Origin of the sequence: Pseudoalteromonas ruthenica (assembly GCF_008808095.1) — a bacterium.
In the GTDB taxonomy this organism is placed as follows: Bacteria; Pseudomonadota; Gammaproteobacteria; order Enterobacterales; family Alteromonadaceae; genus Pseudoalteromonas; species Pseudoalteromonas ruthenica.
Genome location: NZ_CP023396.1, coordinates 223418 through 238584, shown reverse-complemented (window position 1 = coordinate 238584; position 15167 = coordinate 223418). Strand labels below are relative to the sequence as shown.

General features: G+C 49.3%; 11 protein-coding genes. 5 read left to right on the top strand and 6 right to left on the bottom strand.

Annotated elements, in window-relative coordinates; all coding sequences use genetic code 11:
• Positions 1-8 precede the first annotated feature (8 nt).
• On the top strand, positions 9-1712 hold the full coding sequence (locus PRUTH_RS01110) for an Aq_1262 family (lipo)protein (RefSeq protein WP_151173680.1): 1704 nt from the start codon (positions 9-11) through the stop codon (positions 1710-1712).
• Entirely contained in the window at positions 1712-2410 is a 699-nt protein-coding gene (locus tag PRUTH_RS01105; RefSeq protein ID WP_151172323.1) for a manganese efflux pump, read from the top strand. Before PRUTH_RS01110 ends, PRUTH_RS01105 begins: the two co-directional genes overlap by 1 nt.
• A 6-nt stretch (positions 2411-2416) precedes the next feature.
• On the opposite strand, the gene PRUTH_RS01100 is transcribed toward PRUTH_RS01105, so the two are convergent.
• Together PRUTH_RS01100 and PRUTH_RS01095 are read right to left on the bottom strand one after the other, a co-directional pair.
• Positions 2417-2923, bottom strand: a complete 507-nt coding sequence (locus tag PRUTH_RS01100) for a DUF3087 domain-containing protein (RefSeq protein ID WP_151172322.1) — start codon at positions 2921-2923, stop codon at positions 2417-2419.
• Positions 2924-3033: 110 nt separating this feature from the next.
• Positions 3034-4407, bottom strand: coding sequence for a Na+/H+ antiporter NhaC family protein (locus tag PRUTH_RS01095; protein ID WP_151172321.1), 1374 nt, complete (start codon positions 4405-4407; stop codon positions 3034-3036).
• Positions 4408-4498: 91 nt separating this feature from the next.
• On the opposite strand from PRUTH_RS01095, the gene lysA reads away from it, so the two are divergent.
• Together lysA and PRUTH_RS01085 are read left to right on the top strand one after the other, a co-directional pair.
• Positions 4499-5761 carry a diaminopimelate decarboxylase gene (gene lysA, locus PRUTH_RS01090; protein ID WP_151172320.1) on the top strand — a complete coding sequence of 421 codons (1263 nt, stop codon included), beginning with the start codon at positions 4499-4501 and terminating at the stop codon, positions 5759-5761.
• 269 nt (positions 5762-6030) lie between these two features.
• Positions 6031-9054, top strand: a complete 3024-nt coding sequence (locus tag PRUTH_RS01085) for a TonB-dependent receptor (RefSeq protein ID WP_151172319.1) — start codon at positions 6031-6033, stop codon at positions 9052-9054.
• Positions 9055-9098: 44 nt separating this feature from the next.
• Here the strand turns inward: PRUTH_RS01085 and PRUTH_RS01080 are convergent, their stop codons facing one another.
• From PRUTH_RS01080 to pbp4b, 3 genes are all read right to left on the bottom strand, one after another.
• Positions 9099-10079 carry an SRPBCC family protein gene (locus PRUTH_RS01080; RefSeq protein WP_151172318.1) on the bottom strand — a complete coding sequence of 327 codons (981 nt, stop codon included), beginning with the start codon at positions 10077-10079 and terminating at the stop codon, positions 9099-9101.
• Positions 10076-10519 carry an FAD-binding oxidoreductase gene (locus PRUTH_RS01075; RefSeq protein ID WP_138547641.1) on the bottom strand — a complete coding sequence of 148 codons (444 nt, stop codon included), beginning with the start codon at positions 10517-10519 and terminating at the stop codon, positions 10076-10078. The genes PRUTH_RS01080 and PRUTH_RS01075 overlap by 4 nt, the downstream gene beginning before the upstream one ends.
• Positions 10520-10751: 232 nt before the next feature.
• A complete protein-coding gene (gene pbp4b / locus PRUTH_RS01070; RefSeq protein ID WP_179954349.1) occupies positions 10752-13196 on the bottom strand; it encodes a penicillin binding protein PBP4B in 2445 nt (814 codons plus the stop codon).
• A gap of 319 nt (positions 13197-13515) precedes the next feature.
• Here pbp4b and PRUTH_RS01065 point away from each other — a divergent pair, with 319 nt between their 5' ends.
• Positions 13516-14361, top strand: coding sequence for a MurR/RpiR family transcriptional regulator (locus PRUTH_RS01065; RefSeq protein WP_022946440.1), 846 nt, complete (start codon positions 13516-13518; stop codon positions 14359-14361).
• On the opposite strand, the gene PRUTH_RS01060 is transcribed toward PRUTH_RS01065, so the two are convergent.
• Positions 14358-15131, bottom strand: coding sequence for a delta-class carbonic anhydrase (locus tag PRUTH_RS01060; RefSeq protein WP_151172317.1), 774 nt, complete (start codon positions 15129-15131; stop codon positions 14358-14360). The two genes, PRUTH_RS01065 and PRUTH_RS01060, sit on opposite strands and share 4 nt — an antisense overlap.
• Between the last annotated feature and the right edge of the window lie 36 nt (positions 15132-15167).

The window sequence follows — 15167 nt, the reverse complement described above, 5'->3', positions numbered from 1 at the left end:
CAATTATGATGAAACTTAACTCGGCGCTGGCCCTTGCACTGGCTGTTTTGCTGTGTGCATGCTCGGAACAACAGCGTACGCAACCATTATTAACGACTACAACTACCAGTGAGGGCGCAGACTTTGCCTACCAGCCCACAGAGCAAATTCCTGCAACCGCCTATTTAAAGCATGGTGCAGTGTATAACCCTGAGTCGGTGATCCCGCCGCAGTGCTACACTAAAACACAAGGTAAACATAACCCTTGCTACGCCTGTCATCAGACAGACCGCCAAGACAGCAAACGTCCGAACCAAATGAATGATGGTAATCTGCAAGGTGAATACCAGTTCTCGGATTTGGGAATGAAGAATCATTGGCGTAATTTATTTATTGACCGCAGTGAGATGATCGCATCTATTTCCGATGAAGAAATAAAGCAGTGGATTAACGAAGATAACTATTCGCCATTTATTGAAAAACTGCAGGTCGACAGCGAGTGGCAAGGTGAAATAGCGCATATTCAAAACCTTGCTTATCCGCAGCAAGCCTTTGATGAGCTTGGTTTTGCTCGCGACAAGAGTCACTGGGTTGCGTTTAATTATAAACCCTTCCCTAGCACCTTTTGGCCCACCAATGGCTCCACCGGTGATGTGATGATCCGCCTTGGTGCCCCCTTTCGTGAACTTAACGGGCAATATAATCAAGATGTATACATTGCCAACCTCAGCTTTGTGGAGATGGCCATTAAGGGCTTAGAGCAATTGAGTACGCCTTCTATCTCCGAGCAAGCGATCGGTGTAGATCTTAACGGCAACAACCGACTCGAAAAGCAAATACACGCTATTAACAAACGCAGTCACTACTTAGGCGATGCCCAAGATATCGAGTTGGCTTACCAGCTCTACCCTCAAGATACTGAGTTTTTACACACCGTGCGTTACATTGGCGTGGACCCACAAGGGCGTATTTATAATGCACCACGCATGAAAGAAGTACGCTACATGCGCAAACACAACTTTAAATCAAAAGCACGCTTGGCTTCTTTCTATTACAGTGAGGCGAAAGAGAAGCACTTCGAGAAACTGCCACGCACTCGACCATTGGGTGATAAAGGCATTAATAATATGTTTGGGTGGACCATCAATGGCTATATCGAAGATGAGCAAGGGCAACTACGCCACCAAAATATCCAGGAAATGGCATTTTGCAACGGCTGCCATAAAACCGTGGGAGCGACGTTTGATCAAACCTTTTCCTTTCCACGCAAAGTCACAGGACGAGAAGGTTGGGGCTATATAAACTTGGCAAGTATGCACGATGCACCCAACATTGGTGAAACCCAAGGCGAGTTTTTAACTTACCTTCAACGAGTGGGAGGTGGCGATGAGTTCCGACAGAACAAAGAAATGCTGCGACGTTGGTTCAACTCAGATGGCAGTGTGAATAAAGCTAAGGTGACAGCCATCGACAGCATTTACGAGTTGATCACTCCCTCACCGCGCCGAGCACTGGACCTAAATAAAGCGTATCGCACAATTGTCGCTGAGCAGAGCTATTTATTTGGCCGTGATGCAACCATTGCCAAGGCCACTAACGTATTACAGCAAGTAGATGAATCCCAGGCGCCACTCGAAGAGCAACATCGGTACGTATGGGATATGCGCCTAGACTGGGAGCATGCTCAGCTACGCGATGAAGCCCGCACGCCCACTGTTCAGGAGAGTGAGTGATGGGCACACCCATAGAAGCTTTTGTATTAGCAAGTCTGCTCATGGGCTTAGGAATTAGTGCTGATGTCGCCATCGCCACCCTAACCCAAGCCAAGCAGCTCACGAGCCGGCGTAGTGTATTCACTTGGATAGCGGGGGTCACACTTACACATACGGTGTTTCCTATGCTTGGTTACCTCGCGGCTTATTTTAGCGTGCAGCAAGTCCCCGTACTCACTCCAATTGTCGGAGTTATCGCATTCATATTTGTAGGTTATTACTTGCTCAGTGAGTATCGCAGCAATAGCGAGCACGCCCCTAGTATAGACTCCAAATTACTGAGTGCGGCACTGATCGTTACTGTTAGTTGGGATGCGCTATGGTCTGGGCCGGCTAAATCTGCACAAGTCATCGACTGGGCGCAGTGGATGGTGTGGTTGTCATTTGTGATAGTGGGTCTGGTGGTCGCGCTCTTGGCAGTCGCTAGCTTACACCTTGGCCGCAAAGCTGTGCTTTATGCACCAACGCACTTCAACCATCAGTTTGGCCTGTGGTTACAATATTCGGTGATCAGCTATTTCGCGGTACTGGCTTTGCTGCGCTATACCTTTGCCTGGGATACCCCTTGGTGGGCTATTTGGGCACTGTGTGCGATTATTAACGCACTGCTATTAGCGCTTCGCAAGGTAGGCCAAGCGGGCACACCTAAGTGTGCTTAGCCAAGCTTAAAATTGCTTAAGGGTGCTGCTGTGATAACGCTCCGCGCTGGGCTCAACTTGGTAACGTTCGGCTAAGGTGTCAAGTTTGGCCTGCTCCAGAGCTAATTCGTCCATGGTGATGGTGTTATCGTCAAGTTGCCAAAGCTGGCGCGAACCAGAATAACTGAACTGCAAGGCATGCATGGCCTCGACATTGCCTTGCTCCGCCGCCGCCTTAATTTTACGCAGGCGGCGCGTGATCTGATTCAGCGCCTGTTTTAAGTGCCATACATACAGCACTTCTCGCAAATACGGGTGGTGTTGCACACGTTTAAGCACCAAGGCAATGGCCGCACAGGTGATAATCACGCCGATCAAGTTCCAGTGAAAATGACTGCCGGATGCACTGGGAAAAGCGATAATCAGTAATCGCGCAATGCCGAGACTCCCCAAGACCAAGGCACCAATACAGGCAACTAAAACTCGGTTTAAATGCTTTCTATAACGCGCTTTATCGATTTGCTGTAACTTCATAAGGGCAACCACAGATATAAAAACGCAGCGATTATAGCAAGCGCTGCGAGCAAAGTACTATCACTTATGGATAAACACTGGCCCACAGTCATCGGCTATGGGCCTAGGTGTTAAATAACGATGAAACTCACCAATAGGTAAGCAATAAAAGTTAACGCACCGCCGAATAAAGCATAAGGCATTTGCGTTTTTACGTGAGTAAGCAGATCGGAGCCCGAAGCAATGGCAGACACCGCACTGGTATCAGAAATTGGTGAGCAGTGATCGCCGAACACGCCACCCCCTAAAATAGCGGCTATCACCAATGAAGGCGGTAATCCTAACGCTTGGATCAGCGGCACACCTATGGGTATTAAAATAGCAAATGTGCCCCACGAGGTGCCGGTGGTAAAGGAGATCACCGCGCCGGTTACAAACAGCATTGGCACCACCAATACCAACGGCAGGTAATCGCCTACCAGTGAAGCAACAAACACCCCTGTACCGAGTTCTTTTAAACTCGCGCCCAAGGTCATCGATAGCAACACTATTGCCACCAATGGTAATAACTCTCCCATGCCTTTAAAGCCCATGTCCACCAATTGGTGATGGCTGAATTGGCGGCTTGAGCTCAGTAAGAAATAAGCAACAACACAGGCTAAAATAGTTGCATACAACACCGATTTCGAGCCGCTGCCGCTGGCAATATCACCATTACCAGTCCAGAACATAAAGCCAACCATAGAAACAATCAATGTCGCCAAGGGCACCAACATAAAGCGTGCTTTAGTGCCTTTGTCCGCTGTTTCGTTAACCTCTAAGCGCTCCAGCTTTTGCTCGGCCACTTTCATTGGTCCGTGTACTTTATCGAAGGCGATAGTGTAGGCCACGATCAATAAGGCGATAATGGCATAAAAGTTATAACCAATGCTGCCCCATAAAATAGACACCGCAGACTGCTCCAGCTCATAGTTTTCTAATAGCCCAAGCACATAAGCGCCCCAGCCATTAAGCAGGATTAAGATACACACTGGGGCACTGGTGCTATCAATAATATAGGCCAGACGCGCCCGGCTCATTTTAAATTTATCGAATAGCCCGCGTGAGAGGATCCCCGCAGTTAAGACACTGAGGTTTGACTCGATAAATACGGCAATACCGGAAAACATGGTTAAAAAGCCCACCTGCCGCTTTGACTTTGCCACCCCTTTGCCTATTAACAGATTTACGGTTGCCGCCACCCCGCCAGACTCGCGAATGTAGGCAAGCAGTGCACCGATAAGAATACTGAATAACAGCGCGCGACTATTACCCGCAGAGGACGCCGTTGCCACCACACGTTCTATAGTATTAATAAAAGTGAAGAAAAGTGTGTTACCGTCACCCTGGAGTGCAAGCAAAAACTCCGAAGAGGCCACCGCGACTAACAGCGCCATTATGACCTCTTTGCGCCAAAATACGATTGCAATGGCAATCAACGGCGGCAAAATGGAATACCAAGACATGTTGTTATCCTTGTTCTTATAAAGCTTGAATAGTCTTGCAAATGAGCATAGATTATTCAATTAATTTTAAATTTACTGTAATTTTTTAGTTATGCATCCACTTCCCTACTTCCCCTACGTGGGTCAGCAAATGCAAGTCGAAGGCCTTGCTATAGAAGCGCTTGCTCAGCAGGTGCCAACGCCCTTTTACTGTTATTCCAGTAAAGCGATTGCCAGCAATTACCAGCGCTACAGTGACGCATTTGCAGGGTTGGATAGCTTAATTTGTTATGCCGTAAAAGCCAACTCCAATCAGGCAATATTGGCGACCTTAGCGCGTTTAGGCGCCGGTGCCGACACCGTCTCTGAAGGCGAAATACGGCGTGCCCTAGCCGCCGGGATCAGCGCTGATAAAATCGTCTTTGCCGGCGTAGGCAAAAGTGTTGCTGAAATACGCTACGCTTTGGCGCAGGACATTTTACAGTTCAACGTAGAATCCGAACCGGAGCTGATGCGCATCAGCGAACAAGCACAGAGCATGGGCAAACGCGCGCGGGTCTCGATTCGTGTTAACCCGGATGTTGAAGCCAAGACCCATGCCAAAATCACCACGGGAATGGCCGAGAATAAATTCGGTATCGCCATCGACTTAGCCCCTGCGCTGTATAAACGGGCCGCCAATCTGCCGGGCATCGAGGTGAGTGGTGTTGACGTGCATATCGGCTCGCAGTTAACCGAGCTGACCCCGTTTGACCAGGCCTTTAGTAAAGTTGCTGACCTGGTGACAAGCTTGCAGCATCACGGTATTGATATTCAGGTCATCGATATTGGCGGCGGGCTCGGGATCAACTATGGAGAGCAATCCCAAGAGCCAGATATCACCACCTATGCTAGCTTTGCCAAAGCCCATTTAGGCCACCTTGGTTGCAAAATTATCGTCGAGCCGGGGCGTTCAATACTTGGCAATGCCGGGGTGTTAGTGTCACGCGTTGAGTATGTGAAAACCGGACAACAGCGTCACTTTTTAATTTTAGATGCGGCCATGAATGACCTTATTCGTCCCAGTATGTACGATGCCTATCATCACATTGTCACGGTCACCGAGCAAACACAAAAGGTCACTTATGATATTGTCGGTCCGGTGTGTGAAACGGGGGACACTTTTGCCAAAGGCCGCACCATTGGCCAGTGCCAAAGTGGCGATTTGGTAGCGATTATGGGCGCAGGCGCCTATGGTGCAGTGATGGCCTCACATTACAATTCCCGCCTTAATGCTCCAGAAGTACTGGTAAAGGATGATCAATACAGTATTATTCGCGAGCGTATCGATTACGATACTCTTATTGCCATGGATTCCCTGCCCTCTTGGTTATAGCCATAGAGCCAAGCCTACTTGGCTCTAATCAATTCATACTTATAACTTTTATATAGATAACCTACAGAAGCCCAGGGGCACCTCAGGTGCTTAAGCGCGACTCCTTTTTATATATTTTATTTTTACTTTAAAGAATAGTTAGAAAATTTTATTCTTGATTAATGATAGCAACACTTGTTTAATAGTTAAGCAACATTTGACGTTGCTCTTATACATCACAGGGTAAAAAGTCCAACCGATAAATAATTTATTATAAGGACGGGGATACAATGAAACAGATCACATCCGGGTTTAGCCTTAGCGCGTTAACACAGGCTACTGGCCTGGCGCTGCGCGCACCAAAAACGGCACTCACCTCCACTTTAATCGCTGCAGCCTTTGTTAGCGCCCCAGCGCTGGCGGCGCTCACCGGTGGCATCAAAGGCAAGGTGATTGCCGAGCAAACCGACCAATCCATGGCCGGAGTCACAGTCATCGCCACCAGTAACGTCATGCCGAAACCGCGACGAGCCGTAACCCGAGCAGATGGTAGCTATGACCTCCCGCAACTCAAACCGGGTACTTACGAGCTGACCTTTACCAATAAAGACGGTGCCAGTCAGCGTATGACGGTACAAGTGCTCTTGGAGCAAACCTCAAAGGTGGATGTGGCGCTAAGCATGACCGGCAGCAACACCGAAGTGATCACCGTTACTGGCAGTCGGCTATACCGCCAGGGTAATTCATCGTTGACCAACTCCTTAGGAGAAAGCGCCATTGAAGGCGTCCCCATCGGCCAAGATTATCGCGATCTACTGAAATTGGTCCCCGGTGTCGAGCTTTCTGAAAACTCCATCCTTGGCCCCTCAGCTGGCGGGTCTGGGGTCGATAACTCTTATGGTTTCGACGGCGTCAATGTCTCATTGCCGATGTTCGGCAACCTCGCCTCCGAGCCCTCGACGCATGATATTGAGTACGTAACCATGGATCGCGGCGGCGCTAAGGCTGTGGATTTTAACCGCTCCGGGGGCTTTGCTATCAATACCGTGTCGAAATCTGGCACCGACGAATTTCGCGGTGGCGTAGAATATAAAGTGCAGCCCAAAAGCCTCGTAGCAAGCCCTGTTGGTGAGGAAAGTTATGAGCTCGATAAAAGCTGGCTGACGGCCAGCCTAGGCGGCCCGCTGATTGAAGATACGCTGTATTTCTACACTTCTTACTACCGCCCGGAGGAAGAGCGCAGCAACAAGGGCACCGCTTATGGCGAGGTCAAAAATTATAAGAGCGTACGCGATGAGTACTTTGGCAAGCTGACCTGGGCCCCCACTGACGACTTGCTGTTTAATATCTCGCAGCGGATGTCAGAGAAAACCCTTGAGGGCGACTCCATCGGTCAGTTTGAAGCCGACAGCGTCTCGGTGGGCGGACAAACCGACCAAGATATTTTCACTGTTGATGGCTCGTGGCTGGTCGGCTCGGCCACCACTCTCTCGTTTCAATACAGTAAATTTGAGCTAGAAAGCGGCTCACGCCCTGATACTGAACTTAGCGTGCAGCCTTCACTATCGGCGCAACTCGATATCAATAACCTTGAGCAAATGGGTTACTTTAGTGTCCCCACACCACTGGATGCTGACTCAGGCTACACCGCAGAGCAAATAGCCGCTTTTAATAGTGCCGCGAATACGCTTATTGAACAATATGGATACAGCGAAAATGGTGTCAAAAAAGGCGGCGGCGGTGTTGGTGCGTATTATCGCTATGATAGCCAAGACTTCTACCGCGACTCCTTCGAGCTCGCCCTCGACCATGAATTTAGTTGGGGCGACAGCTACCACACTCTACACTTCGGTGGCCAATGGTCTGAAGGTGAGGAAGTGCTCACTCGCTTATCAAATGGTTGGGGCCGTATAGAATACGTTGGCGGCTTGGACGAAAGCTTAGAGCAAGGCAGTAGCACACCGGTGATTTACCGCGCCTTCGTTGAGCAAATGAGCCTAGTTGATAACCAAGGCGATACGGTGCCATCTATTATCTCGAGCACCGAAACCCTTAACTTTGAAATTAACGATACCATTGAAATCGGCGATTGGACCTACAACATTGGCGTTATGTTCAGCCAAGATACCTACTATGGCCAAGGGTTAAGAGCAAAATCAGGAACGGTTTCTGGGTATGAATTAGCCCCGGGTAATAAATATCAAATGTACCAGACCGACTGGGCCGATATGGTGCAACCCCGCCTCGGCGTCACGTGGAATTATGCAGGCGAAGACTCGGTATTTGCCAACTTTGCCATGTATAACCCCGATACTAGCTCACTGGCTCGTGCTGCATCGTGGGACCGTAATACCCGTGGCGAGCAAGAAATCGAATTCGATAGCAATGGCAATATTATTTATGCCGAGCCACGCGGTGGCTCATCAGGTAAAGCGTTCGAGAAAGGCTTAAAACCACGGCGTATTAATGAGTTCACCGTGGGCACAACCAAATACATTGGCAGTGACTTGGTGGTACGCGCCCATGTGCGTCACCGCCGAGGCATGCACTTTTGGGAAGATATGCCCAATAACGCCAGATTAACCGATTACAGTGGCCTTGATGTGCCAGGTATTCCTGCCGATATCGCCGAGCAAGGACTCTTCATTGATAACCTCGATGCCATTCGCGAGGAAATTGGTGGCTCTTCTTATGTTATCGCCGAAGTGCCGGGAGGCGAAACTAAATACTGGGAAGCCAGCCTTGAAGCTGAATACATGGGCGATAACACCTATGTCAACGCCTCCTATGTGTGGAGTCATTACTACGGTAATTTTGACCAAGACAACACCACAGCGACCAACGATGCCAATAACTTCGTCGGTTCGTCATTTTATGGTGACGGTCGCGGCCGTTACCCTTGGGATTACCGCTATGGCACCCTAGCCGGGGATAAGCCACACTTATTCAAAGTCTACGGCTATTACACCACCCCTTGGGATGCGAACGTCGGTGCCTATTTTGTGTTTCAATCCGGTAAGCCTTGGGAAAAGTGGCATGGCACCCCCTACGGTTATGCTAGCGATACCAGCCGCTATGCCGAGCCCGCCGGCAGTCGCCGTAGCGCCAGTCATTGGCAGTTAGACCTCAATTACACTCAAGAATTCACGGTGTATAACGATGTGGCGATGCAATTTCGCGCCGATATTTTCAATGTTTTTGACCGTCAAACTGGGTATAACAACAACCCCTATTTTGATGACGAAAACTTCGCTGAGCCGCGCCAATACTATAGCCCTCGCCGAGTTCAACTGTCGGTCAAAGTCGAGTTCTAAGCTCCCCCCCAGCAACCACTTAAAGCGCCGCCTGCGGCGCTTTTTTAGCTTTGATGTTCAGCAAAATCAGCTTGCGCTCTGGTTTTCATAAGCTGTAGCAATGAAGTATGAAAATCATGAAAAATGACTTCTCCCCATAGGCGCGAATACAGGCCAAAATGAGTGTTGTCTTCGACGCGAGTTCGTAACGTTAAACGACTTCTTTTACTATCAAGTACTTCTATAAAATAACCACCATCAAGTGGGGCAAAGTACTCGCCACCAAGTTTTACATGTTTATCCAAGGCGTTATCAGGGATACGCTCTGGGTCAATATCAAAACGATAGGTCATTTGCTGATTTTCGATCCATGAAGTGATCACTTCATTAAATTGCACCTGCTTTTGCCAGTGACTGGTACGCACAGCGCCCACACCTTGACCAGACATATCTGCGGCGATGGGTTTAGGTACGCCAATGAGCGATGCGAAGGTGGTGGGTAACTCATTACTCTCAATCGTTGATACCGTTGCCAGTTGTCGCCAAACCGCTGCCGCTGGAGCGTTAATATCAATACTGTCTTCAATCACATAGGTGGCTGAACTAGTTAAAAAGTGCAACTCTAGCGGGGCAACAATCACAGGTAAAACGACGATGCTGAATAAGGCGCCACGCTTTTTATGATGCACCAAGCGCACACATAACCCTGCCGCCAATCCGCCTAGGCTCGCACATAACATAAACGCGGGTAACGCCATGGCCACGCAAATACTGCCTTCCAGTAAGGTCACGACACTGACCACTAAAAATACAAAAATAGGCTGCCATGCTAGGGTAATCATTTTTGTATAAGACAGCGAAGGAGTGACCCTACATTGACAATAAATACGAATAAACCCGATCACAAAAGGGACTAAGAACATAAACGACAGGGTCACCAAACTCCCCAGTGATTGTAGCGCTTCTACTTCCCATAGCAGCCGAAAGCCGAGGCCATACAGAGCGCCCAGAACAATCCCCAAGTGCCGTGCAAATTTCTCTGTCATGGTCGCTCCTTATCGGAAGGATCACTAGACAGTGAGTCAGGCACTAACTCTGCCAATCGCTTTTGCACCTGCTGTTGTTCGTCAATCGTCAATGCTCCATAGCTGCGAGCATAAGGCCAGCCATAGCCCCAGCGGTACCAAGTTGGATATAGTGGCCCACCACCGAGCTGAACACCGATATGCATCAAAGTAGCGATTGCAGGCTCATCTAAATCGCGCACACACTGCGCTAATGCAGCATCAGCGGCATCGCGCTGTGTCTGAGTTCCACCCTGCCAATAGGCCAAGTCATGGCTAATACAACAATGCTGCCACTTAACGCTGTTTGTTAGGGTGCCATCGGGGAACAAGCTACAACCATCAGTGGCAAAGGGCCGCAGCTCTGCGCCGTGCGCGAACAGCGGCAACATTAATAACAGCCAGTGTGAAAGTTTAGTCATCCTATCTCCAGCTCACGCGGCTCATAAATAGCGAACAGACTGGACTTACATGCAATCCTAATCGGCATGTCTCTTCCTTGGGTAAGTAAAATAATTAGCCAGTTATTTAATAACGAATGCATTGAATTAGCAAATGACTGCGGCGCTAAAGGAAAAAGAAAATGGCACCTAAACGATGCCATTTGGGTCAGGTGCCCTGGCAGGGGCATCCTGTGTTAGTCGTTGAAGTTCACTACAATCCAAGTATAGCCTCGTAAACGCGAGTGACCACCGAACCATATTGGCCGGTCTCAAACTGTTTACCCACAAATTGATACTGCTGCTCAGTGCCCATCACCGGGCTATGCCGGGCATTGGTCAGCAGCACTATGGCTAAATCATACTCTGGGTCGATAACCGTAACTGTGCCCGTCCAGCCTGTGTGTCCATACGCTTGCGCACTGGCATAAGGGCCAAAGTGCCATTTACGTGCGCCATTTCCCGCTCGGCGCCAACCCAAGCCATAACTTTCGTCGCTCACGCTCGGTTTAGTAAACTGATCCAGCACCGACGCGGTAAATAGCTGTTTTTCACCGTAAGTGCCGCGATTAAGCAGTAGCTGACACAATTGCGCTAGGCTTTTGGCATCGGCGAATAGCCCAGCATGGCCTGCGACCCCAGCAAGTGAGTAGAAAGCTTTTTCATCATGCACCTCACCTTGTAATACGTAATCGCGCACGCCCTCGAAGTGCACCCGCCCACCCCGCGTATTTCCCTGAATTTCGGTGGCTGCAATTTGCTGTGCTAACACCCCTTTTTGCAGCGGGTTAAACATCATTGAGGTGATCCCAAGGGGCGCATAGAGCCGGCTTTCAACATATGCATCTAAGGGCATACCGCTGATACGTTCCACCAGCAACCCTAACAACATATAGTCAATATCACTGTACAGGTGGCGTTGCTTGCGCATCGCCGTGAAAGGCACTCCTTGGACAATAAGCTGCTTGGTCCAATCACTACTAATCGAATAGAATTGCTCACCAAGCTGGTTATCACGACGATGAAAGTCCACCACAGCAGGGTAGCCAGCGCTGTGTTCGAGTAAATCACTGACTAGCCGTAACTCCCGCCCTTGACCGCGATATTCGGGCAAATAAAAGCTCACCGGCAATGAGACATCCAAGTGCCCTTGCGATACCAAATGCATCAACGCCAGGTTGGTGGCAAACATTTTCGTGTTCGAGGCAATATCAAACAAGGTATCGGTTTGCATGGGCTGCGGTGTGGCCATCATCTCGCCGCCATCATGATATTTACGCGCCTCACCGTAAGCCGAAAGCTTAACCAATTCCCCTTGGTGCACGACCGCCAACACGGCTCCGGGAAACCCTTGCTCAATTTCAGCATTAATCAGCGCATCAACCTGTTCGAAACGTTTAGGTATTGGGCGCTGCGTTAACACTGGCGCAGGAATACGAATATGCAGTTGCGCATCTTCTGGTGTTACCGACTTAATATGCAAACTATTCACCCCGGTGCGAGTGCGCTTACTAAGCGAATAACGGTATTGGGTATCCGCCGTTAGCGGCTTTGCGATATTCAGAGTTTGACCATTGACGACAAGCTCAGCAGCAACGGCATTCACGTTATCAATAATGATCTCGCCACGGCCTTGGTAAGCCTTAAAGCGGTACTTGTTGTTGACATCTTTTCGCGAGCTCAGCGCCTTTGCGGGATAGCTCGCCAATAGCTGCTCATGACCCAAAGGTTTACTGGGTGCTGGCTGCGCTGTATTCAAGGCCTGATAGTCACGAAAACGTGCTTGGGCTTTATCCGGTTTATAGCGGTGTAATAAGGCAAACAACACCGCTGCCGTTTTGCCATCCGCTTGGCCATGCACCTGCCACGGCAGAAAGTGAGCCTGGAAGGCTTTGATAACTGCTACCGTTTTTCTATCTAGCTGGCCGCTAACGTCAACACCATAGCCATAATCACGCAGTGCTTGCTGCATCAAGGCGGTCGTCGGCGCTGCGGTACTGAAGTGCTGCCAATAATGCTCGACATCCGCTTGTTTGTACCAAGCGCCGACGCCGGCTTTATATAACTGATACCAAGGAAAGCGCGGGCCTGGATCGCTTTTGCGCCCAGGCGCAATATCGGAGTGACCGACAACTTGTGTTGGTCCAATATCCGGGTTACGGGCAAGAATATCTTGGCTCAGGGCAATCAATAACTGCACCTGTTGTGGGTCGTAATCGGGGTACATGCACAGCTTTTGCTCTTGCCCTGCTGCGGCCTTGGCGGTGCGCTCAGCCGCAGCACAGCGCGGTACATTCACCACTTCAATACCAATGGAATGATCGTTTAAATCGCTGCGATCTTGCCAAAAACTGTTACCGGCATGCCAAGCTCTATCTTGCTCAGCCACCAATTGCACCACCTCAAGCTCGCTGCGCTGATAACTCGCATCGCCACTTTGTGGCACCAGATAATGGGCACTGAGCCCGCCTTCATCAACCAATACCCGCTCCGACTTTTGATAATCAATGGCGGTATAATGCATCACCAAAAACTTAATGCGTTTTGAATAATTGTGTGACGGCTTCATGGGGTAGTGGTTAACGCAACTAAGGGAAGCCATGCACATTAGCAGCAGTAAGTACGTTCGCATTGGCGTATCAAAGTATGGAAAATTCATATCAGCCTACATTATGTTTTGCAGCCCGCCTGCTCCTAGGCACTGGGTTAATACAAATAATGACCACAGTATAATAATATTTTATTTCGCTCAATTAAAAATAGATGAAAATAATATTCAAGCATTAAAATTATGTTCGGTTATGGCCGTTTGTAACGTTGCCAAAGTAAAGATATAGGTACTAGTGTATATCAAATTATTTATTCCTTTGTGTAGGAATATCAGGTTACACTGTAATTAACGTCGTTGTAAGTGTGCATTCGATGAGCCCATAAGCGCTCATTTGCACCAATATAATCTAACAATAAAGTACCTTCTTATGTCGACATTTGTAAAAATCAAAGCACTGCGTAAATCGTTTTCTAGCAGTGAAGCAAAATTAGCAGACTTTACCCTTAATTCTGCTAATGCCATTCGCGATCTCTCCTCTATTGAACTGGCCAAGGTGGTTGGTGTTAGTCAGTCCAGCGTTGTGAAGTTTGCTCAAAAGCTCGGTTATAAAGGCTTTCCGGCCTTTAAGCTCGCGGTAATTGATGCCCTAAACACCGAGACACCCGCACCTAAGCTGCACGGTAAAATCACCCTAAATGATAGCTTAGAGCAAATAGCAGAAAAGCTGCTCAGCAGTAAAATGGCGGTCCTGAGTGAAACTAAAAACCTCAATGAGGCTGAAGCGGTTGAACAAGCGGTCAGCTTGTTAAAAAACGCGAAGCGTGTGGCTTTATGTGGCCTCGGTGGCTCGGCATTGGTGGCCAAAGACTTTGCTTTTAAATTGCAAAAGCTTGGCATTGCCGCTATCGCCGATGCCGATGGTCATGCACAGCTGGCCTACGTATCAACCCTAGGCAAAGACGATTTAGTCGTCGCTATCAGTGAGTCCGGGAAAACCCGCGAAGTGGCAGAAGCAGCCAGTCAGGCCAAAGCCAATGGCTGCCCGGTGATCGCTGTTACTAAGTTTGGCGCCAACCCAGTGGCCGATTGCGCCACCGTTAATCTTTACTCCGTCGCTGAGGAAGAGTCTATTCGCTTATCGTCGATTTTGGCGCGTACCGCGCAAGACTTTGTTATCGATATTGTCTTTATCGCGTTGACGCAAGCCACACGTCCAGGGCGTAAGTTGCTGGAACACTCCAACGATGTGGTTAAAGCGTTCCGCGAAAGTTAATCATCAATCGTTGATAACTGCTGCGCATCAATCACTAATTGGCGCACCCCGTGCGCCTGATGCTCATCAAAGGGATTGTCCTCACACCACTTAGCCAAGCTATGAATATCAAGCTTGCGACAATCCGGACGCACCGACCAACTTACTTGATAAGGCGAGCATTGATGTTGCGAATAACTGGGCCCAGTGGTGGACCCGAGGTAGCGCACCGGCTCGCCACTGTCGTGTGGAATTTCATTGCTCTGGTAACGGCCGTGACGCTGGACGATGCGCGTCATCTCGGTAAAGTTTAAGGCACCGGTGTCATTCACCAGGGTGAATACTTGGGCTTCAACGCGCAAATCGGGGTTCGCGCTAGCGGTACTGACGCAACTACCCAAGCCTGGCCCAGGTGAAACCCGCGCCGAACTATACACCCAGTGCACCTCGATGGTATCGCCACTTTGTAGACCATCACAGGCCGGCGTAAGCAATGGCTTTTTTTCGTGCTCAGCGAGCGCTTTACTCAATTGGCACTGATAGCCAGTGTTTGTTGGGCTGGAGTGAGCAGTCACCGAAAAGGCTGCGGCGCGATGCTCAGCATTTTTATGAAAATGGATATTACAAAGGTTGAGCTCATTATAGTTAGGAGCTGATGCAAAGTGCACCGGGTTACTCCCCTCGCTAAGGTTAATATCGCGCGGTGACTGCGGCCCAGCCAAATCACATTGCGCCGCGAACACGGGCGCCGTGGTAACGGCGGCCATGAACAATAGAAAGCGTTTAGGCATGATTGATCCCTTGTTATTGTTTGCCAACAACTGTGT